The organism is Streptomyces sp. CA-179760, assembly GCF_050937045.1.
Lineage (GTDB): Bacteria > Actinomycetota > Actinomycetes > Streptomycetales > Streptomycetaceae > Streptomyces.
Map to the genome: position 1 here is coordinate 1,563,244 of NZ_JBNJLZ010000001.1, position 19,372 is coordinate 1,582,615.

The 19,372-nt window shown below is 72.6% G+C and carries 19 protein-coding genes and 1 pseudogene; 16 read left to right on the plus strand and 4 right to left on the minus strand.

Annotated features, from left to right (window positions below):
* The 11 genes and pseudogenes from ACQEV8_RS06815 to ACQEV8_RS06865 all read left to right on the plus strand — a co-directional run bounded on the left by ACQEV8_RS06815 (position 1) and on the right by ACQEV8_RS06865 (position 11,574).
* Complete coding sequence (locus ACQEV8_RS06815; protein WP_432958199.1) at positions 1 to 1,233, plus strand: glycosyltransferase; 1,233 nt, start codon at positions 1 to 3, stop codon at positions 1,231 to 1,233.
* The gene (locus tag ACQEV8_RS06820; RefSeq protein ID WP_432958201.1) at positions 1,230 to 2,498 is read left to right on the plus strand and encodes a class I SAM-dependent methyltransferase; all 1,269 of its coding nucleotides are present in this window, start codon (positions 1,230 to 1,232) and stop codon (positions 2,496 to 2,498) included. The genes ACQEV8_RS06815 and ACQEV8_RS06820 overlap by 4 nt, the downstream gene beginning before the upstream one ends.
* Entirely contained in the window at positions 2,495 to 3,289 is a 795-nt protein-coding gene (locus ACQEV8_RS06825; protein ID WP_432958202.1) for a glucose-1-phosphate cytidylyltransferase, read from the plus strand. The genes ACQEV8_RS06820 and ACQEV8_RS06825 overlap by 4 nt, the downstream gene beginning before the upstream one ends.
* Positions 3,286 to 3,933: a PIG-L deacetylase family protein gene (locus ACQEV8_RS06830; protein ID WP_432958204.1), complete on the plus strand. Its 648-nt coding sequence runs from the start codon at positions 3,286 to 3,288 to the stop codon at positions 3,931 to 3,933. The genes ACQEV8_RS06825 and ACQEV8_RS06830 overlap by 4 nt, the downstream gene beginning before the upstream one ends.
* 5 nt (positions 3,934 to 3,938) lie before the next feature.
* Positions 3,939 to 4,964 carry an NAD-dependent epimerase/dehydratase family protein gene (locus ACQEV8_RS06835; RefSeq protein ID WP_432958206.1) on the plus strand — a complete coding sequence of 342 codons (1,026 nt, stop codon included), beginning with the start codon at positions 3,939 to 3,941 and terminating at the stop codon, positions 4,962 to 4,964.
* Positions 4,952 to 6,235, plus strand: coding sequence for a DUF4910 domain-containing protein (locus tag ACQEV8_RS06840; protein WP_432958207.1), 1,284 nt, complete (start codon positions 4,952 to 4,954; stop codon positions 6,233 to 6,235). Before ACQEV8_RS06835 ends, ACQEV8_RS06840 begins: the two co-directional genes overlap by 13 nt.
* A 5-nt stretch (positions 6,236 to 6,240) precedes the next feature.
* A complete protein-coding gene (locus ACQEV8_RS06845; protein ID WP_432972493.1) occupies positions 6,241 to 7,542 on the plus strand; it encodes a hypothetical protein in 1,302 nt (433 codons plus the stop codon).
* A complete protein-coding gene (locus tag ACQEV8_RS06850; RefSeq protein WP_432958209.1) occupies positions 7,539 to 8,486 on the plus strand; it encodes a glycosyltransferase family 2 protein in 948 nt (315 codons plus the stop codon). Before ACQEV8_RS06845 ends, ACQEV8_RS06850 begins: the two co-directional genes overlap by 4 nt.
* Positions 8,483 to 9,694, plus strand: a complete 1,212-nt coding sequence (locus tag ACQEV8_RS06855; protein ID WP_432958211.1) for a polysaccharide pyruvyl transferase family protein — start codon at positions 8,483 to 8,485, stop codon at positions 9,692 to 9,694. The genes ACQEV8_RS06850 and ACQEV8_RS06855 overlap by 4 nt, the downstream gene beginning before the upstream one ends.
* Positions 9,691 to 10,242, plus strand: a complete 552-nt coding sequence (gene rfbC, locus ACQEV8_RS06860) for a dTDP-4-dehydrorhamnose 3,5-epimerase (protein WP_432958213.1) — start codon at positions 9,691 to 9,693, stop codon at positions 10,240 to 10,242. The genes ACQEV8_RS06855 and rfbC overlap by 4 nt, the downstream gene beginning before the upstream one ends.
* Before the next feature lie 7 nt (positions 10,243 to 10,249).
* Positions 10,250 to 11,574, plus strand: a pseudogene (locus ACQEV8_RS06865) (glutamate-1-semialdehyde 2,1-aminomutase).
* A 13-nt stretch (positions 11,575 to 11,587) separates the two neighbouring features.
* On the opposite strand, the gene ACQEV8_RS06870 reads toward ACQEV8_RS06865, so the two are convergent.
* Entirely contained in the window at positions 11,588 to 12,250 is a 663-nt protein-coding gene (locus ACQEV8_RS06870) for a phosphatase PAP2 family protein (RefSeq protein ID WP_432958215.1), read from the minus strand.
* Between the two features lie 159 nt (positions 12,251 to 12,409).
* Between ACQEV8_RS06870 and ACQEV8_RS06875 the strand changes: the two genes are divergently transcribed.
* Entirely contained in the window at positions 12,410 to 12,835 is a 426-nt protein-coding gene (locus ACQEV8_RS06875; RefSeq protein ID WP_432958217.1) for a GNAT family N-acetyltransferase, read from the plus strand.
* On the opposite strand, the gene ACQEV8_RS06880 is transcribed toward ACQEV8_RS06875, so the two are convergent.
* Genes ACQEV8_RS06880 through ACQEV8_RS06890 form a run of 3 tightly spaced genes read right to left on the minus strand, consistent with a single transcriptional unit; the run spans position 12,832 to position 15,035 of the window.
* Positions 12,832 to 13,389 carry a TetR/AcrR family transcriptional regulator gene (locus ACQEV8_RS06880; protein WP_432972496.1) on the minus strand — a complete coding sequence of 186 codons (558 nt, stop codon included), beginning with the start codon at positions 13,387 to 13,389 and terminating at the stop codon, positions 12,832 to 12,834. The genes ACQEV8_RS06875 and ACQEV8_RS06880 overlap by 4 nt on opposite strands.
* Before the next feature lie 58 nt (positions 13,390 to 13,447).
* Entirely contained in the window at positions 13,448 to 14,839 is a 1,392-nt protein-coding gene (locus tag ACQEV8_RS06885) for an amidase (RefSeq protein WP_432958219.1), read from the minus strand.
* On the minus strand, positions 14,826 to 15,035 hold the full coding sequence (locus tag ACQEV8_RS06890; RefSeq protein WP_432958220.1) for a hypothetical protein: 210 nt from the start codon (positions 15,033 to 15,035) through the stop codon (positions 14,826 to 14,828). The genes ACQEV8_RS06885 and ACQEV8_RS06890 overlap by 14 nt, the downstream gene beginning before the upstream one ends.
* A 104-nt stretch (positions 15,036 to 15,139) precedes the next feature.
* Here ACQEV8_RS06890 and ACQEV8_RS06895 point away from each other — a divergent pair, with 104 nt between their 5' ends.
* The 4 genes from ACQEV8_RS06895 (at position 15,140) to ACQEV8_RS06910 (ending at position 19,371) form a co-directional block, all read left to right on the plus strand.
* A complete protein-coding gene (locus ACQEV8_RS06895) occupies positions 15,140 to 16,021 on the plus strand; it encodes an MBL fold metallo-hydrolase (protein WP_432958221.1) in 882 nt (293 codons plus the stop codon).
* A 156-nt stretch (positions 16,022 to 16,177) separates the two neighbouring features.
* Positions 16,178 to 17,527: a hemolysin family protein gene (locus ACQEV8_RS06900; RefSeq protein ID WP_432958223.1), complete on the plus strand. Its 1,350-nt coding sequence runs from the start codon at positions 16,178 to 16,180 to the stop codon at positions 17,525 to 17,527.
* Positions 17,524 to 18,537, plus strand: coding sequence for a hemolysin family protein (locus tag ACQEV8_RS06905; protein ID WP_432958225.1), 1,014 nt, complete (start codon positions 17,524 to 17,526; stop codon positions 18,535 to 18,537). The genes ACQEV8_RS06900 and ACQEV8_RS06905 overlap by 4 nt, the downstream gene beginning before the upstream one ends.
* A 60-nt stretch (positions 18,538 to 18,597) precedes the next feature.
* Positions 18,598 to 19,371: an SGNH/GDSL hydrolase family protein gene (locus ACQEV8_RS06910; RefSeq protein WP_432958226.1), complete on the plus strand. Its 774-nt coding sequence runs from the start codon at positions 18,598 to 18,600 to the stop codon at positions 19,369 to 19,371.
* The last annotated feature ends 1 nt before the right edge of the window (position 19,372 follow it).

Sequence of the window (19,372 nt, forward strand, 5' to 3'; positions counted from 1 at the left end):
ATGCACGGCCTTCATGTGCTCGTACTGCACAACCGCTACGCCTCGGCGCAGCCGAGCGGGGAGAACAAGGTCGTCGACCAGGAGGTGGCGCTGCTGCGGGGAGCCGGCCACCGGGTCGGGGTGTTCGAGCGGCGCAGCGACGACATCGCCGCCCGCTCCCTGCCGGGCAAGGCCGCGATACCGCTGCTGGTGCCGTGGAACCCCAAGGTCCGCTCGGAGCTCGCCGCCCGGCTCCGCACCGAGCGGCCGGACGTGGTGCACATCCACAACGTCTTCCCGCTGCTGTCGCCCGCGGTGCTGGCCGCCTGCGCCGACGCCGGCGTGCCCGCCGTCGCCACGCTGCACAACTACACCCAGGTCTGTCCGCCGGGCACGCTGCAACGGGACGGCCGGCCGTGCACGGCGTGCGTCGGGTCGACGCCGCTGCCCGCCGTCCGGCACGGCTGCTACCGGAACTCGCGGCTGGCGACGGTGCCGCTCGCGGTCAGCCTGTCGGTCAACCGGCGGCGGTGGTGGTCCGGCGTGGAGCGGTTCTTCTGCATCTCCGCGGCGCAACGCGACGTCCTGGTGCGGGCCGGCATGCCGCCCGAGCGGCTGGCGGTGAAGCACAACTTCGTGCCCGAACCGGGCACCTGCCGCGAGGGCGCCGGCGAGCATCTGCTCTGTCTCGGCCGGCTCGCGGAGGCCAAGGGCGTGCGGCTGCTCATGGCCGCGTGGGACGAGGTCGCGGCGAGCGGCGGTGTGGGCGTGCCGCTGGTGATCGCCGGCTCGGGGCCGCTGGAGCCGGAGGTGACCGCCTGGGCGGCGGGCCGGGACGACGTGCGGTACGTCGGCCTGTACGACACGGCGGAGTGCCAGAGGGCCATCGCGGGTGCCGTCGCCGTGGTGGCTCCCTCGACGTGGCTGGAGGCATTCGGCCTGGTCGTCGTCGAGGCGATGGCCGCGGGGGTCCCGGTCGTCGCCGCCGGTCACGGCGCCTTCGTCGAACTCGTCGAGGACGGGGTGACCGGGCTGCTGCACCGGCCGGGCGACACCGCCTCGCTCGCGGAGAGCCTGCGCCGGATCACGGCAGGGCAAGCCCGCAATCAGGAGATGGGCCGGGCGGCCCGGCGGCGGTACGAGCAGGGCTTCAGCCCGGCCGTCGGGCTGGAGCGCCTGGTGGAGGGGTACCGCTCCGCGATCGCGGGTCGGACGGAATCAAGGGGGACCGAATCAATGGGGGGCAGTAAATGACACGATGCAGACTCTGCGGCTCGGCGGCGCTGTCGAGCGTCGTCGATCTCGGGGCGACACCGCCCTGCGAGAGCTTTCTCGCCGCGGACCGACTGGACCAGCCGGAACCGGCGTACCCGCTGCACCTGCGGGTCTGCACCGACTGCTGGCTCGCGCAGATCCCGCCGCTGATCACGCCGGAGGAGACGTTCAAGGAGTACGCGTACTTCTCCTCGTACTCGACGTCCTGGGTGGAGCACGCGCGCACGTTCGTCGCCGACGCCGTACGGCGGGTGGGTCTCGGCACCGACGGCCCCGACGTCTCCGAGGCCTTCGTGGTCGAGGTCGCGAGCAACGACGGGTACTTGCTGAAGCACGTGGTGGACCGGGGGATCCGCTGCCTGGGCATCGAGCCGTCGGTGAACGTCGGCGCCGCGGCGCGGGACGCGGGTGTGCCCACGCTCTCGGAGTTCCTGAGCCCGGACACCGGCTCGGCCGTCCGCGCCGAGCACGGCCCGGCGGACCTGGTCGTGGCGAACAACGTGTACGCGCACATCCCCGACGTGGTCGGGTTCACCCAGGGGCTGCGCGCCCTGGTCGCCGACGACGGCTGGGTCTCCATCGAGGTGCAGCACCTGCTGACCCTGATCGAGGAGAACCAGTACGACACGATCTACCACGAGCACTTCCAGTACTACACGGTCGCCTCCGCGATCCGCGCCCTCGCCGGCGGCGGACTCACGCTCGTGGACGTCGAGTTGCTGCCCACCCATGGCGGCTCGATCCGGCTGTGGGCCCGGCCCGCCGAGGTGGCCGGTGAGCCAACCCGGCGGGTAGCCGATGTGCTGGCCCGGGAGAAGGCCGCCGGGCTGCAGGAGCTGTCCGGGTACAGCGAGTTCTCCGCCCGGGTGGCCAAGGTGCGCCGGGACCTGCTGCGGTTCCTCATCGACGCGGCCGAGCGCGGCGAGACGGTCGTCGGCTACGGCGCCCCGGGCAAGGGCAACACCCTGCTCAACCACTGCGGCATCCGGCCCGACCTGCTCGCGTACACGGTCGACCGGAACCCGTACAAGCACGGCAGGTTCACCCCCGGCACCCGCATCCCGATCCTGCCGCCCGAGCGGATAGCCGCCGACAAGCCGGACTACGTGCTCGTCCTCCCCTGGAACCTGCGGGCCGAGCTGGTCGAGCAGCTGTCCTTCGTGCACGACTGGGGCGGCCGGCTGGTCTTCCCCATCCCGGAACTGAGCATCGTCGAACCGAGCATTGTCGAGGTCAAGGCATGAAGGTCGTTCTGTTCTGCGGCGGTTACGGGATGCGGATGCGGAGCGGTGCCGCGGACGACGTGCCCAAGCCGATGGCGATGGTCGGCCCCAGGCCGCTGATCTGGCACGTCATGCGCTACTACGCCCACTTCGGGCACAAGGAGTTCATCCTGTGCCTCGGGTACGGGGCCCATCACATCAAGGACTTCTTCCTCAACTACGAGGAGACGACCTCCAACGACTTCGTGCTGCGGGACGGGCGCACCGAGCTGCTGTCCACCGACATCGCCGACTGGACGATCACGTTCGCCCAGACCGGCATCGAGTCGCCGATCGGGGAGCGGCTGCGCCGGGTGCGGCACCACCTCGACGGCGACGAGATGTTCCTCGCCAACTACGCCGACGTGCTCACCGATGCCCCGCTGCCGCAGATGATCGACCGGTTCGCCCGGCGTGACGCCGGTGCGTCGATGATGGTGGTGCCGCCGCAGTCCTCGTTCCACTGTGTGGACCTGGGCGAGGACGGCCTGGTGGGAGGCATCACCGCGGTGAGCGACATGCCGCTGTGGGAGAACGGCGGCTACTTCGTGCTCCGTCAGGAGGTCTTCGACCACATCCCGGAGAACGGGGACCTGGTCGCGGACGGATGCGCCCGGCTGGCCAAACAGGGGCGGCTGGTGGCGCATCAGCACCGCGGCTTCTGGAAGCCGACCGACACCGTGAAGGAACGGGCCGCGCTCGACGAGGCGTATGCCCGCGGCGACCGCCCGTGGGCCGTGTGGGAGCGGGACAGCGTCGGAGCCGGGGCGTGATCCGGCTCGGGGCAGGGCCCCTGGACCGGATCGTCGCGGTGGGCGCGCACTGCGACGACATCGCCATCGGCGCCGGCGGCACGCTGCTGACGCTGTGCCTCGCGCGGCCGGGTGTCCGCGTCGACGCGCTGGTGCTCTCGGGCGGGGGCGGCGAGCGGGAGCAGGAGGAGCGGGCCGCGCTCGCCGCCTTCTGCCCTGGCGCCGACCTGCGGCTGACCGTGCTCAAGCTGCCGGACGGCCGGCTGCCCGCGCACTGGGAGGAGGCCAAGGCCGCGGTCGAGGAGCTGCGCGAGCGGACCGAGCCGGACCTGATCCTCGCCCCGCGTACCGAGGACGCGCACCAGGACCACCGCGGCCTGGCGCGGTTGCTGCCCACCGCGTTCCGCGACCACCTCGTACTGGGCTACGAGATCGTCAAGTGGGACGGCGACCTCGGCCGCCCCACGGCGTACCAGCCGCTGTCCCCGGAGACCGCCGAACGGAAGGTGCGGCTGCTGCAGGAACACTACCCCTCGCAGCGGCACCGGCCCTGGTACGACCGGGAGGCCTTCCTCGGTCTCGCGCGGATCCGCGGCATCGAATGCCACGAGCGCTACGCCGAGGCGTTCGACGTCACCAAACTCACGCTCCATCTGGGGGGATGAACCATATGCGCGTACTGCTGACCGGACATCAGGGCTACCTGGGCACCGTGATGGCCCCGGTCCTCACCGCCGCCGGGCACGAGGTCGTCGGGCTTGACGCCGGCCTGTTCGCCGACTGCGTGCTGGGCCCGTCGCCCACGGACCCGTCGGGGCACCGCGTCGACCTGCGCGACGTCACGGCCGACCACGTGGCCGGGGTGGACGCCGTGATCCACCTCGCCGCGCTGTCCAACGACCCGCTGGGATCGCTGGCGCCGGAGCTCACCTACGACATCAACCACCACGCCTCCGTAAGGCTGGCCCGGCTGGCCCGCGACGCCGGGGTGCGGCGCTTCCTGTACGCGTCCACCTGCTCGGTCTACGGCGCGGCAGGCGGTGACGACCTGGTGGGCGAGGAGGCCCCGCTGCGCCCGGTGACGCCGTACGCAGAGTCCAAGGTGCGGGTGGAGGACGACCTGCACGCGCTGGCCGACGGCGACTTCACCCCGGTGTTCATGCGCAACGCCACCGCCTTCGGCTACTCCCCCAGGCTGCGCGCCGACATCGTGCTGAACAACCTGGTGGGCCACGCGCTGCTGTCCGGTGAGGTGCTCGTGCTCTCCGACGGCACGCCCTGGCGGCCGCTGGTGCACGCCGCCGACATCGCCCGTGCCTTCACGGCCGCGCTGACCGCGCCGCGGGAGGCGGTGCACGACCGGGCGTTCAACATCGGCAGCGAGACCAACAACGTCACGGTCGCCGAGATCGCCGAGCAGGTCGCCGAGGCGGTGTCCGGCTCGAAGGTGGTGATCACCGGGGAGAACGGCGCCGATCCGCGGTCGTACCGGGTGGACTTCTCCCGGTTCCGCTCCGCTGTCCCCGGCTTCGACTGCGAGTGGACGGTGAAGCGGGGCGCGCTCGAGCTCGCCGACGCCTACCGCGAACACGGCCTCACGAAGGAGGACTTCGACCGGCGGTTCACCCGGCTCGCCGTGCTGCGCGCGGCGTCCGACGCCGGTGCCGTGGACGCCACCCTGCGGTGGCGCCGATGACCGCTGCCGGCGAGGAGATGCACGCCCTGGTGGAGCGGCTCTACCCGCTCTGCCGGAGCATCACCGGCGACGGGGTGCGCGCCACCCTGGAGATCGTCGGCGAGTACGTCCCGCTGCGGGTGCACGAGGTGCCGACCGGGACGCAGGTGCTCGACTGGACGGTGCCGCGGGAGTGGAACATCCGGGACGCGTACATCGCCGACGCCTCCGGCAACCGGGTCGTCGACTTCGCCGCGTCCAGTCTGCACGTGCTCGGCTACAGCGTGCCGGTGTCTCGGACCATGCCGCTGTCCGAGCTGCGCGAACACCTGCACACCCTGCCTGACCATCCCGGTTGGGTGCCGTACCGCACCAGCTACTACAAGCCGGAATGGGGGTTCTGTCTGGCCCAGGAGACCCTGGACGCGCTGCCGGACGGCGACTACGAGGTCTGCGTCGACTCCACCCTCGCGGACGGCCACCTCACCTACGCCGAGCACGTGGTGCCCGGGCAGGTCGCCGACGAGGTGATCGTCTCCTGCCACGTCTGCCACCCGTCGCTGGCCAACGACAACCTGGCCGGCATCGCGGTGGCGACGTTCCTGGCCCGGGCGCTGGCGGAGGAGAAGCCGTACCACACCTACCGGTTCGTCTTCGCGCCCGGCACCATCGGGGCGATCACCTGGCTGGCCCGCAACGCGGAGCGGATCGACCGGGTCAAGCACGGCCTCGTACTGGCCTGCGCCGGGGACCCGGGGCAACTGACGTACAAGCAGAGCAGGCGCGGCGACGCGGAGATCGACCGGGTGATGGCGCATGTGCTGGCCGTCTCAGAACGCCCGCACGGCATCACCGAGTTCACTCCGTACGGCTACGACGAGCGGCAGTACTGCTCGCCCGGGTTCGATCTCGGCGTGGGCTCGCTCAGCCGGACCCCGTACGCCGGATACCCCGAGTACCACACCTCGGCGGACGACCCGGACTTCGTCTCCCCTGAGGCGATGGCGGACACCCTCGCCGTCTGCCGCGAGGCGTTCTCCGTGCTGGACCGCAACCGGCGGTACGTCAACCTCAGCCCCCACGGCGAACCACAGCTCGGCAGGCGCGGTCTGTACGACTCGCTCGGCGGCCGCAGCGACGCGAAGCAGGCCCAGATGGCCATGCTCTGGGTGCTCAGCCTCTCCGACGGCGAGCACGGTCTGCTGGACGTCGCCGAGCGGTCCGGGCTGCCGTTCGACACCGTCGCCGCCGCGGCCGATGCCCTGCACGGCGCCGGGCTGATCAAGGCATGACGCCGATGACCACCGAGGAGGAGAATCCCGGGACAGCGCCGACGGCACCCGCCGGATCCGGGCGGCGGGCCTTCGTCGGCCGGCTGTCCTGGGGACTGGCCGACCAGGCGGCCTCCAGCATCAGCAACTTCGCGGTGGGCATCTACGTGGCGCGCTCGCTGGGGGTGAGCGCGTTCGGCGTGTTCAGCCTCGCCTGGGTGACGTACGGCGTGGTGCTCAACGTCTCGCGCGGCCTCGCCACCGATCCGCTCGTGGTCCGCTTCAGCGGAGTGCCGGACGCGTCCTGGCGCGGGGCGGTGGCCCGGTCGTCGGGCACCGCGCTCGGCGTCGGTGCCGCCATCGGTGCGGCGTGTCTGGCGGTCGGACTCGCTGCCGGTGGCAGCGTGGGGCCCGCGTTCGCCTGTCTCGGCGTCATGTTGCCGGGGCTGCTGCTCCAGGACGCCTGGCGGTACGCGTTCTTCGCCGCGGGCACCGGACGGAAGGCGTTCGTCAACGACCTCGTGTGGGGCGTCGCGCTCGTCCCCGCCCTGGTCGTGGCGGCCCGCGCGGGCAGCGTGGCCGCCTTCGTGCTCGCCTGGGGAGCTTCCGCCACGGTGGCCGCGGGGTACGGATACGTGCAGTGCGGCATCCTGCCCCGGGTGACGCGCGCACGCGCGTGGCTTCGCGAGCAACGCGACCTCGGCTACCGGTACCTGGTCGAGAACGTCAGCCTCAGCGGCGCGAGCCAGCTGCGTGCGTACGGGCTGGGCGCGATCGTGGGGGTCGGCGCGGTGGGCGCGGTCCGGGGCGCCGAGCTCCTGCTCGGCCCGTTCCTCGCCGTGCTGATGGGGCTTTCGCTGGTCACCGTCTCGGAGGCGGCACGGGTGCTGCGACGGGCCCCCCACCGACTCGGCAGGTTCTGCCTCCTGCTGGGGGGCGGGCAGGCCGCCGCCGCGCTGCTCTGGGGCGGGGCACTGCTCCTGATGCCGGACCGGCTCGGCGAGTTCGTGCTCGGCGGCGTCTGGCACTCCGCCGCGGAGCTCATCGTGCCGGTCACCCTCGGCGTCGCGGGCGCCGGCCTCGGCACCGGCGCTGCCGCCGGGCTGCGTGCGCTCGCCGCGGCCCGGCGCAGCCTGCGCTGCCAGCTGTTCGCCTCCGCCTGCTACGTCGCCGGCGGGCTCGGCGGCGCGGTCCTGGGCGGCACGGTCGGCTCGGCCTGGGGCGTCGCCGCCGCGACCGTCTGCGCGTCGGCCATGTGGTGGCTGCATCTGCGGTCCGCCCTCCGCGAGCACCAGCACCATCCCATCCCGGAAGTGAGGACGTCATGACCGCCCATCCCCGGCTGAGCATCGGCCTGCCCGTGTACAACGGCGAGCAGTACCTCGCCGAATCGCTCGACGCTTTGCTCGGCCAGACCTACGAGGACTTCGAGCTGGTCGTCTCCGACAACGCCTCGACCGACGGGACCGAGGACATCTGCCGCAAGTACGCCGCGCAGGACTCACGCGTCCGCTACCTCCGGCTGCGCCGGAACATCGGGGCCGCGCCGAACCACAACTACGTGTTCACCGAGTGCCGCGGCGAGTTGTTCAAGTGGGCCTCGCACGACGACCTCTACGCCCGGGACCTGCTGCGGCGCTGTGTGGAGGCGCTGGACGCGCGGCCGGACGTGGTCCTCGCGCACTCCGACCAGGCGGTCATCGACGGCGAGGGGCAGGTGAAGGTCCCGTACGAGTACGGGCTCGCCACCGCCTCCCCGCACGCGCCGGAGCGCTTCCGCAGCTTCCTGTTCGAGCCCGGCGGTGACGACTTCTACGGGGTGATGCGTGCCGACATGCTGCGCCGGGTGAAACCCCACGACAGCTATCACCACGCGGACCGGACGTTCGTCGCCCAGATCGTCCTGCAGGGGCCCTTCCATCAGGTGCCGGAGCTGCTGTACTTCCGCCGCGACCACCCCACCCGCGCCGAGCGGGCGAACCCTTCCAAGCGTTCCCGGTGCGTCAACCTGGACCCGCGCCGGGCGGGCCCGCTGCACCCGACGCCCCGGCTGCTGGCCGAGTACGTCCTGGGCTTCGTCTCGGCGATTCAGCGGGCGCCGCTCTCCGCGGCCGACCGGCGCGCCTGTTACCGCCACCTGGCCGCGTGGACGACCAGCCGGGTGCGGCCGGGCGCCGGTGAGCGGGTCGAGGACCGCGCCCCGGTCGGCCCGGCCGGGCTCACCGTCTCCGTCGACGACCTCGTCGCGGGGCGCGAGGGGCGGCGGACATGAGAACTCCCGTACGTGTCGGGGTGTTCGGCCTGCTCGGCTCAGGCAACCTCGGCAACGACGGGTCGCTGGAAGCCGTACTCGGGTACCTCCGCGCCGAGCATCCGAAGGCGGTTGTGGACGCGCTCTGCGGCGGGCCCGAGGTCGTCACGGCTCGGTACGGGGTCCCCGCGACGCGGCTGCACTGGTACCGCGGGGAGTACCGGACCGCGTCCCGTGCGGGCTCGATCGCGGGGAAGGGGCTGGGCAAGCTCGTCGACGTGGTCCGCACCGCCGCCTGGGTACGCCGGCACGACGTGGTGATCGTGCCGGGCATGGGTGTCCTGGAGGCCACGCTGCCGCTGCGGCCCTGGGGCTTTCCTTACTCCCTGTTCCTGCTCTGCGCGACCGGCCGGCTGCTCGGCACCCGGGTCGCGCTGGTCGGCGTCGGCGCCGCCCCGATCGGCGATCGTCCGACCCGGGCCCTGGTGCGCTGGTCGGCGCGGCTGGCCGCGTACCGGTCGTACCGGGACGCCCCGTCCCGTGACGCGATGCGGGAGATGGGCGTGGACACCGCGCGCGACGAGGTCTACCCGGACCTCGCCTTCGCCCTGCCGCCGCCGGCGAGCGGGCCGTCGGGCCCGCCGGGCCTGGTCTGCGTCGGCGTCATGGACTTCCACGGCGGCAACGACGACCGCGCCCGGGCCGAGGAGATCCACCGGCGCTACCTCGACGGGACGACCCGCTTCGTCCGCGCGCTGGTCGAGGACGGCAGGACGGTCCGGCTGCTCACCGGCGACGCGTGCGACGCGCCGGTGGTCTCCGCGATCCTCGACGCGGTGGACTCGCCGCTGGTCACCGCCGCCGAGGCGGCCTCGCTGGCGGACCTGACGAAGGAGACGGCGGCCGCCGACACCGTGGTGGCGACCCGGTACCACAATCTGATCTGCGCGCTGAAGTCCGGCACGCCGACGCTCGCACTCAGCTACGCGGCGAAGAGCGACGCGCTCATGGACCGGATGGGCCTCGCCGCGTACTGCCACCCGGCCCGCGAGGTCGACGCCGACCGGCTGCTCGACCAGTTCCGGGAGTTGGAGAAGCGCTCGGCGGAACTGCGCCGGACCCTCGCCGAGCGGAACCGGATCATCGCCCGGCAGCTCGAGCACCAATTCACCGCCCTGACCGCGGTCTTGTCCCCGGCAGCCGCCCACGCCCGGCAGGAGACTTCATGAGAGCGACCCCAGTCCCGGAGATCGCCGGCGCGTACCTGTTCGAGCCGACCCCGTACGCCGACGAACGCGGCTTTTTCTGCCGCACCTTCGACGCCGACGTGGTCCGCTCGGTGGGACTCGACCCGGACGCCTTCATCCAGGACAGCGTGTCCCGCTCGGTCCGGGGCGTGCTGCGCGGTCTGCACCTGCGCTCCGGCGCCGGCGAGGCCAAGCTCGTGCGGTGCTCGTACGGGAGGATCTTCGACGTCGTCGTCGACCTGCGGCCCGACTCCCCGACCTACCGCAACGTGGCCTCCTTCGACCTGTCCGGCGAGACGCAGGTGACCCTGTACATCCCGGCGGGATGCGCGCACGGCTTCCAGGCGCTGACCGAGACCGCCGACACCTCGTACCGGATCGACCGCCCGCACGATCCGGCCGAGGACGTGACGATCGCCTTCGACGACCCGGAACTCGCCATACCCTGGCCGCTGCCGGCCACCTCGATGTCCCAGCGGGACCGGGAGGCACCGAGCCTCGCCGAGGTCCTGAAGCAGGAAGAAGGGTGAAGTTCGCGTGGACACCGAAGAGTTCCTCCTCCCCCGGTCGCGGCTGGCGAACGAGCGGCTGCACGCCATGGTCCCCGGGGCGCGCACACCTACGCCAAGGGCGACGACCAGTACCCCGAGAACCTGGCCCCGGTCATCAGTCACGGCCGCGGCGCCCACGTGTGGGACGTCGACGGCAACCGCTACATCGAGTACGGGTCCGGCCTGCGGTCGGTCAGCCTCGGCCACGCCCACCCACGCGTGACCGAGGCGGTGCGGCGGGAGATCGACCGGGGCAGCAACTTCGTGCGGCCGTCCATCGTGGAGGTCGAGGCCGCGGAACGCTTCCTGGCCACGGTGCCGACGGCCGAAATGGTGAAGTTCGCGAAGAACGGCTCCGACGCCACCACCGCCGCGGTGCGCCTCGCCCGCGCCGCCACCGGTCGTGCCCGGGTGGCCCTCTGCGCCGACCATCCGTTCTTCTCCGTCGACGACTGGTTCATCGGCACCACGCCGATGGCCGCGGGCATTCCCGCGGCGACCACCGACCTCACCGTGGCGTTCCCTTACGGGGACCTGGAGGCCACGGAAGAACTGCTCAGCCGGTACCGGGACGAGGTCGCCTGCCTGATCCTCGAACCCGCCACCCACGCCGAGCCGCCGCCCGGCTACCTCGCCGGACTGCGCGAGCTGGCCGACCGGCACGGCTGCGTCCTGATCTTCGACGAGATGATCACCGGCTTGCGCTGGTCCGAGGCGGGCGCCCAGGGCCTGTACGGCGTCGTCCCCGACCTCTCCACGTTCGGCAAGGCGCTGGGCAACGGGTTCGCCGTTTCCGCGCTGGCCGGGCGGCGCGAGCTGATGGAGCGGGGCGGGCTGCGGCACTCCGGCGACCGGGTGTTCCTGCTGTCCACCACACACGGTGCGGAAACGCACTCGCTGGCCGCCGCGATGGCCGTGCAGACCACCTATGTCGAGGAGGGCGTCACCGCGCGACTGCACTCCCTCGGCGAGCGGCTGGCCGCCGGTGTCCGCGACGCCGCGGCAAGCATGGGTGTCAGTGACCACGTCGTCGTCCGGGGCCGGGCCAGCAACCTGGTCTTCGCCACCCTCGACGAGGTCGGGCAGCCGTCGCAGGAGTACCGCACGTTGTTCCTGCGGCGGCTCCTCGCGGGCGGGGTGCTGGCCCCGTCGTTCGTGGTGAGCAGCGCGCTCGACGACGCCGACATCGATCGCACCGTCGACGTGGTGGCCCAGGCATGCGCGGTGTACCGGAAGGCACTGGACGCCGGGGACCCCGCCCCATGGCTGGCCGGGCGGCCGGTGAAGCCGGTGTTCCGCCGCTCGGTTTGAACCTGACGCGCGGTCAAAGACGGTCCCGGCGACCGGCGCCGGCCACCCGGTCGACCAGCCACGCGGTCGCCGGCACCACGGAAAGCGCGGTGCACAGGCCGCCGAGTACGTCGGTCGGGTAGTGGGCGCCGAGGGCCACCTGCGCCCAGCCCATGGCGGCACCGGCGACGAGCCCCGAGCCGAGCACGAGCACCGTGCCGGCCGTCCTGCCGAGGCCGAGCCGGCCGGTCGCGAGCAGCGCCACCGCGAGGGCGAGCGCGGTGAGGAAGGCGGTGTGCCCGCTCGGGTAGGACAGGTTGTCGGCGCCGTGAATGGTGCGTCCCACCAGGGGCTTGAGCAGCTTCGTCGTCCCCACGGTCAGACCGGCGCCGGCGACGACGAGCACCGCCGCGCGCGGATGCCGAAGCAGCAGGCAGCCCGTCGCGGAGGCCACGACCAGCGCCGCCGCTCCCAGGGGCTCCCCCAGGAAGTCCGTGGCCAGAGCGAGGTAGCGCCACGGCGGCCGCACACCGTCCACCGCCGGCTGGATCCACCCGTCCACCGTGCCGGGTTCGCCGTGCCCGGCGTACAGGACCCCGAGCGCCGCGACCACCAGCGCGGCGAGGACCGCGATCAGCCCGAGCCACCCGCGCGGTGCCGGGGGCAGCACCGCGGGCGCCGACCGGTGGGCAGCCATGACCTCTGGGCGCCAACTCCCCACGAACGAGCCCCCCGTCGTGTCCGACCCGGCCCGCGCGAGCGCCGTCGGTCTCCGGCTGTCACCCTAACCAACATGCGGTTCCCCGGTACGGAAACCGGTTCGCCAGACAGGCCGGCCGTCTGCTTGGCTCGCCCCATGAGCGATCTTCACATCCGCTGCGCGGCCCTCTCGGACATCGACACCGTGCTGCGGTTCTGGCGCGAAGCCGCGGAAGGCACCAGCATCAGCGACGACCACGACGGAGTGGCCCGCCTCATCACGCGGGATCCCGAGGCCCTGATCCTCGCCGAGCGCGACGGTCGCCTCACAGGCACCGTCATAGCCGGCTTCGACGGATGGCGCTGCTCCGCCTACCGGCTGGCCGTACACCCCGGTCACCGTCGGCAAGGCATCGCCACCGCCCTGCTCGAAGCCGCCGAACAGCGCTTCGCGGCCCTGGGCGGGCGACGCGTCGACGCCATGGTCCTGGAAGTCAACGAACAGGCCCACCACACCTGGGCCGCGGCCGGCTACCACCGCGAGGACCACTGGCGGCGCTGGGTCAAGCCCCTCATCGGCTAGGGAGTGTCTCCTGCCGCCGCGAGAACCCCGGCCACGAGCCGCCGGGCGTAGGCGGCGTCGAGGCCGTCCGGGCGGAAGAGGATGCGGTACATGATGGGCGCGACGACCTGGTCGATCACGGTCTCGACGTCGGGTGTCCGCTCCCCGCGCCCGGCCGCGCGGGTGAGGACGAGGCCGATCTGCTCGGCGGCGTAGGCCGAACACTGGCCGGCGTTGCCGCCGTCCGGGTCGCCGAGCAGGGCGTCGCGGATATAGGCGCGGCCGGCGGGTGAGGCCATCTCGTCCAGGAACTGCTCGACCCAGGCCGTCAGGTCGGCCGGCAGGGCACCGTGGTCGCCGGGCGTGGTGTCGGGCCGCAGCCGCTCGACCGCCACGTCCGACAGCAGTTCCTGGAGGTCGCCCCAGCGGCGGTAGATCGTCGACGGTGTCACGCCCGCGCGCTGGGCGACCAGCGGCACCGTCAGGGCATCCCGGCCCATCTCCGCGGCGAGTTCGCGCACGGCGGCGTGCACCGATGCCTGGACCCGGGCGCTGCGGCCGCCGGGGCGCACCATCTGTCTGCTCACGGCCCCCACCTTAAAGCGAACCCTTTGCGTCTGGGGTGGTGCTCATTCAGGCCGCCGACGCGAGCTCGCGGGCGGGCCGGGTCTGTTCGTAGGCGTGGCCGACCCGCAGGAGCTGCCGCTCCCCCAGCGGCCGGCCGAGGAGCTGCATGCCGATCGGCAGGCCCTCGGTGTCGTGGCCGACCGGTACGGACAGGGACGGCACGCCGGTGATGTTGGCGGGGGCGGAGAGCCGCACATAGGCGTCCGAGACACCCTCGACGGTGCCGTCGGACCAGGTGATCGTCTCCTGGCCGGCCCGGACCGCGGTCGCGGGGAGGGTGGGGGCGGCGATCAGGTCGACCTCGCGCAGCATGCTCGCCCACTCCTGCCGCATGAGGGTGCGGGAGCGCTGGGCCCGCAAGTAGTCCCCGGCGGGCATCAGTTCGCCGGCCTCCAGGAGGATGCGGACGTCGGCCTGGTACAGCTCGGGGACCGTGCGCAGGGTGCTCTCGTGGTAGGCGGTGGCCTCGGGCACCATCAGCCCCCACTGGGTGGCCTGGATGTAGCGGGTCATGGGGATCTCGACGCCGACGAGCCGGGCACCGAGGCTCTGGAGCCGGTCGATCGCGCTCCGGACGGCGGCTTCCACCTCCGGGTCGACGTGGTCGAAGTACCAGGTCCGCGGCACGCCGATCCGCAGTCCGGTCAGGTCGGTGCCCTCGGCCGGCCGGTGCTCCACCGGGGGTGTGGCCAGGGAGGCGGGGTCGCGGGGGTCGTGACCGGCCAGGGCGTCGAGGACCAGGCCCGCGTCCTCGACGGTGCGGGTGATCGGGCCGACGTGATCCAGGGACCAGGACAGCGAGGTGACGCCGTGGCGCGGGACGAGGCCGTAGGTCGGCTTGAGGCCGACGACCCCGTTGAGCGCGGCGGGCACCCGGATGGATCCGCCGGTGTCGGTACCCAGGGCGAAGGTGGCGGCGCCCGCGGCGACGGCGACCGCCGATCCGCCGCTGGAGCCGCCGGCGACCCGCTCGCGGTCCCAGGCGTTGCTGGTCTGCGGGGTGGTCAGCCCGTAGGCGAACTCGTGGGTGTGGGTCTTGCCGACCAGGACGGCTCCGGCCGCCGACAGGCGTGCGGCGACGGTGCTGTCGGCGTGCGCGCGATGGCCGGCCCGGACCCGGGAGCTGGCCGACGTCGCCGTTCCGGCGGCGTCGATCAGGTCCTTCAGGCCCATCGGGATGCCGTGCAGCGGACCGCGGTGCCGGCCGGCGGCGATGTCCTTCTCGGCCTGGCGCGCGGCCCGGCGGGCATGCTCGGCGATGACGGTGACATAGGCCCCGAGCCGCGGCTCGACCTCTTCGACGCGCTCCAGCACGGAGTCCGCCAGCTCGACGGGGGACAGCTTCCGCGCCCGGATCGCGTCGGCGGCGGCGCTGAGGGTCAGTTCACACGGCTGCATCGTGGGCCTCCTGTGCCGCACGGTAGGCGGCAGCGGGCGGGGTGTCGCCGAAGTCCAGCTCGCGGAGGACGGCGACGACGGAGTGGATGTGGTCGGCGGTGGCCGCGACGGCGGCGTGGCGGTCGGCCGGCAGGACGAGCCCGGCGCGGTGGGCCCAGCGGGCCGCTTCCGGGGGTGTGAGTTCGGTGCGGGCCATGGACTCCCTTTCGCAACAAAGGCTAACCGTTTGCGTTAGTGGACTGTAGGACCTACAGTCCACTAACGCAAACAGATTGCTTTAGTCATCCCTAGGAGAGACCGATGGCCACCTGGACCGTGGGCGACCTCACCGTCCACCGCATCGACGAGGTCCTGCTGCCTCCCGCCACCGGACCGTGGCTGCTGCCCGACGCCACTCCGGACGTCGTCGCGGGACAGGACTGGCTGCGCCCCCACTTCGCGGACGGCGAGGGCGTCCTGCGCCTGGACAGCCACAGCTTCGCGTTCACCGCAGGCGGGCTGCGCGTCCTGGTGGACACCGGCATCGGCAACGGCAAGCAGCGGGCCGATCCCGCCTGGCACGACCTCGACACCGACTACCTGCGGCGCCTCACCGCCGCCGGTTTCCCCCCGGACTCGGTGGACTTGGTGATCCTCACCCACCTGCACGCCGACCACGTCGGCTGGAACACCCGGGAGGTGAACGGCGCATGGGTACCCACCTTCCCCCACGCCCGCTATCTGACCTCCCGTGTGGAGCGGGAGTTCTGGGCCGGGTACGCCATGGACGAGGCACGCGCGCAGATGTTCCGCGACTCCGTGATCCCGGTGGAGGAGGCGGGACGGCTCGACCTCGTCGACGTCCCCGCCGAGGGCGTCGAAGCCGTCCCGGGCCTGCGCCTGATCCCGACCCCGGGACACACCCCCGGCCACCTCGCCGTCGAACTGACCAGTCGCGGACGGACGGCACTGATCACCGGCGACTGCGTCCACCACCCCGTCCAGCTCGCCCACCCGGGCGTCGGCGCCTGCGTCGACATCGACCCGGGACAGTCCGAGGCCACGCGCCGCGGGCTGCTCGACTCGCTCGCCGGCACGGACACCCTTCTCCTGGGCACCCACTTCGCGCCACCGACCGCCGGTAACGTCGTCGCCCACGAGGGGGCCTACCGGCTCGCACCCGTCCCCGCCGACTCGCCCTGAGCACTCCGGCGGAAGGACTTTGCCCATCCTTTACCCTTGGATGGCCACTCGGTTCTGCATGAAAGGTTGTGAGCGTCCGCCCATGGGCGTGCCTCCCAGTGCGCGACACCGCGCGTTCCGCCCCGTCCTGGAGAACCATGGAACGGGGGTGAACCGATGACCGAAGTGCTCCTCCTCCTGGCGGCGATCCTGCTCTCGCTCGCCTGCGGCGCCTTCGTGGCAGCCGAGTTCTCCCTCACCACGGTGGAGCGCGCCGAGCTGGAGCGGGCGGTGGAGCGCGGCGAGCGGGGCGCGCAGGGCGCGCTGAAGGCCGTACGGAGCCTGACGTTCCAGCTGTCCGGGGCGCAGCTCGGCATCACCGTCACCAACCTGGTCGTCGGCATGCTCGCCGAGCCGTCGATCGCCGCGCTGATCGCCGGGCCGCTGGAGGACGCCGGTGTCTCGCGGTCGGCGTCGCACAGCCTCGCGCTGGTGCTCGGCACGGCCGCTTCCACGGTGTTCCTGATGGTCGTCGGCGAGCTGGTGCCGAAGAACTGGGCGATCTCCTCGCCGCTGACCGTCGCCAAGACCGTGGGCAACGCCCAGCGCTGGTTCAGCGCCGCGTTCCGGCCCTTCATCACCCACCTCAACAACACGGCGAACCGGGTGGTGCGCCGGATCGGAGTGGAGCCGGCCGAGGAGCTGGCCTCGGCGCGCGGGCCGCAGGAGCTGGCGGCGCTGGCCCGTCACTCGGCCAAGGAAGGCGCGCTGGAGGCCGACACCGCCGAGCTGTTCGTGCGGACGCTGAACCTCGCCGACCTGACCGCGGAGAACGTGATGACGCCCCGGGTGCAGGTCGTCGCCCTGGAGGTGCAGGCGACCCTGGAGGACGTGGCGAACGCGACCCGGGCGACCGGGCTGTCGCGGTTCCCCGTCTACCGCGGCACCCTCGACTCGGTCGTCGGGACCGCGCACGTCAAGGACGTACTGGCGGTACCGGCCGAGCGCCGGACCCGGATCTACGTCTCCGAGCTGATGCGCGAACCGCTGCTGGTCCCGGAGACCCTCACCGTCGACCGGCTCCTGGACCGGCTCTCCGGCAAGCGCACGATGGCCGTCGTGATCGACGAGTACGGCGGCACGGCGGGCGTGGCCACCCTGGAGGACATCGTCGAGGAGGTCGTCGGCGAGGTACGCGACGAGCACGACCCGCACGAGCTGCCGGACCTCGCCGCGGCCGGCACGGACGAGGCCGGCCACGCCCTGTACTCGGCCGACGGCTCCGCGCGCGTGGACCACCTGGAGCGGATCGGACTGCGGGCGCCGGAGGGGCCGTACGAGACACTCGCCGGTCTGGTGGCGACGGTGCTGGGCCGGATACCGGCCGTCGGTGACACCCTCGAGGTCGCCGGCTGGCGGATGGAGGTCCTGGACGCGGCGGGCCGCCGGGCGGCGCGCGTCCGGCTGCGGGCGCCGCTCGACGACGAGAAGCCCGACGAGAAGGACGAGAAAGGAGCGGAGCTGTGACCGCGGTACAACTGCTCATCGGTCTGGCGACGCTCGTCGTCAACGCCTTCTTCGTCGGCGCCGAGTTCGCGCTGATCTCGGTGCGCCGCAGCCAGATCGAGCCCCACGCCGACCGGGGCGACCGGCGCGCCAAGAGCGTGCTGTGGGGCCTGGAGCACGTGTCGGCGCTGATGGCGGCCGCGCAGCTCGGCATCACGCTGTGCACGCTGGTGCTGGGTGTGGTGGCCGAGCCGGCGATCGCGCACCTGCTGGAGCCGGTGTTCCACGCGGTGGGCCTGCCCGAGGGCGCGGGGCACGCGGTGTCCTTCGTGATCGCGCTGTCCCTGGCCACGTATCTGCACATGCTGCTCGGCGAGATGGTGCCGAAGAACATCGCGCTCGCCGAGCCGGTGCGCAGCGCGCTGGCGCTCGGCCCGCCCCTGGTGGCGCTGTCCCGGGCACTGCGCCCGGTGATCTTCACGATCAACGCCTTCGCCAACACCCTCCTGAAGCTGCTGCGCGTAGAGGCCCGGGAGGAAGTCGCCGCCTCCTACTCGGACGCCCAGATAGCGCAGATCGTGAAGGACTCCAGCGAGGCCGGCCTCATCGACGACCGCGCCCAGGAGCGGCTGCACGACGCACTGGAACTGGGCCGCCGCCCGGTGCGCGACGTGGTGCTGCCGCTGGAGAGGGTGGTGTACGCGAGCGTGGGCGTCACCCCGGACGAGCTGGAGCAGCTGACGGCGGAATCCGGTTTCTCCCGCTTCCCGGTGGTGGACGAGGGACGGCGGATCGTCGGCTATCTGCATGTGAAGGACGCCCTGGACGCCGTCGGGCGCGAGGTGCCGTTCCGGCTGCGGGACATGCGGCCCATCGCACGCGTGCGGGAGCACACACCGCTGGACGACGTCCTCACCGCGATGCGCGGCAGCCGTACGCATCTCGCGGCGGTCCTCGGTGAGGACGGGCGGCTGGCCGGCCTCGTGACCATGGAAGACGTACTGCGGGAGCTGTTCGGCCAGCGCACGTGAGGGGGCTCTCACCGGCCGACCGACTGCTGGGTATGTGCACGGGATATCATTTCCGTCGCCATGCACACGAATCCCACCCACAGCAGCCTCGTCGCGGTCGGCGACTCCTTCACCGAGGGCATGTCGGACCTGCTGCCCGACGGTACCTACCGCGGCTGGGCCGACCTGCTCGCCGCACGGATGGCGGCCGGCACACCCGGCTTCCGCTACGCCAATCTCGCGGTGCGCGGCAAGCTGATCCAGCAGATCGTCGACGAGCAGGTGGCCGTGGCGGCGGCCATGGAGCCCGATGTGATCACCCTGGTCGGCGGGCTCAACGACACACTGCGGCCCAAGTGCGACATGGGCCGGGTGCGCGCCCTCCTGGAGGAGGCCGTGGAGCGGCTGGCCCCGGCGTGCAAGCAGCTCGTGCTGATGCGCAGCCCGGGCCGCCGTGGTCCCGTCCTGGAGCGGTTCCGGCCGCGCATGGAGGAGTTGTTCGCCTGCGTCGACGAGCTCGCCGTCCGGCACGGCGCGCTCGTCGTCGACCTCTACGGCGCCCCCTCGCTCGGTGACCCCCGGCTGTGGGACGTGGACCGGCTGCACCTGACGGCCGAGGGCCACCGCCGGGTCGCCGAGGCCGTGTGGCAGACGCTCGGCTACGAGCCCGAGGACACCGAGTGGCGCACGCCGATGCCGACGACGCTGCCCCCGGGCTGGGTCATGCGCCGCTCGGCGGACGTGCGGTTCGCCCGGCAGTACCTGCTGCCCTGGATAGGCCGCCGTCTGACGGGCCGCTCCTCGGGCGACGGCCTCCCGCCCAAGCGCCCGGAGCTGCTGCCCTACGAGCTGTAGG

Bases quoted from the DNA above. Each gene is read 5' to 3' on its own strand.
- rfbC (WP_432958213.1), top strand. From the start codon at position 9,691: ATGAGAGCGACCCCAGTCCCGGAGATCGCCGGCGCGTACCTGTTCGAG.
- ACQEV8_RS06875 (WP_432958217.1), top strand. From the start codon at position 12,410: ATGAGCGATCTTCACATCCGCTGCGCGGCCCTCTCGGACATCGACACC.
- ACQEV8_RS06900 (WP_432958223.1), top strand. From the start codon at position 16,178: ATGACCGAAGTGCTCCTCCTCCTGGCGGCGATCCTGCTCTCGCTCGCC.
- ACQEV8_RS06845 (WP_432972493.1), top strand. From the start codon at position 6,241: ATGACCACCGAGGAGGAGAATCCCGGGACAGCGCCGACGGCACCCGCC.
- ACQEV8_RS06890 (WP_432958220.1), bottom strand. From the start codon at position 15,035: ATGGCCCGCACCGAACTCACACCCCCGGAAGCGGCCCGCTGGGCCCAC.
- ACQEV8_RS06855 (WP_432958211.1), top strand. From the start codon at position 8,483: ATGAGAACTCCCGTACGTGTCGGGGTGTTCGGCCTGCTCGGCTCAGGC.
- ACQEV8_RS06825 (WP_432958202.1), top strand. From the start codon at position 2,495: ATGAAGGTCGTTCTGTTCTGCGGCGGTTACGGGATGCGGATGCGGAGC.
- ACQEV8_RS06850 (WP_432958209.1), top strand. From the start codon at position 7,539: ATGACCGCCCATCCCCGGCTGAGCATCGGCCTGCCCGTGTACAACGGC.
- ACQEV8_RS06820 (WP_432958201.1), top strand. From the start codon at position 1,230: ATGACACGATGCAGACTCTGCGGCTCGGCGGCGCTGTCGAGCGTCGTC.
- ACQEV8_RS06870 (WP_432958215.1), bottom strand. From the start codon at position 12,250: ATGGCTGCCCACCGGTCGGCGCCCGCGGTGCTGCCCCCGGCACCGCGC.
- ACQEV8_RS06885 (WP_432958219.1), bottom strand. From the start codon at position 14,839: ATGCAGCCGTGTGAACTGACCCTCAGCGCCGCCGCCGACGCGATCCGG.
- ACQEV8_RS06895 (WP_432958221.1), top strand. From the start codon at position 15,140: ATGGCCACCTGGACCGTGGGCGACCTCACCGTCCACCGCATCGACGAG.
- ACQEV8_RS06815 (WP_432958199.1), top strand. From the start codon at position 1: ATGCACGGCCTTCATGTGCTCGTACTGCACAACCGCTACGCCTCGGCG.
- ACQEV8_RS06835 (WP_432958206.1), top strand. From the start codon at position 3,939: ATGCGCGTACTGCTGACCGGACATCAGGGCTACCTGGGCACCGTGATG.
- ACQEV8_RS06880 (WP_432972496.1), bottom strand. From the start codon at position 13,389: ATGGTGCGCCCCGGCGGCCGCAGCGCCCGGGTCCAGGCATCGGTGCAC.
- ACQEV8_RS06910 (WP_432958226.1), top strand. From the start codon at position 18,598: ATGCACACGAATCCCACCCACAGCAGCCTCGTCGCGGTCGGCGACTCC.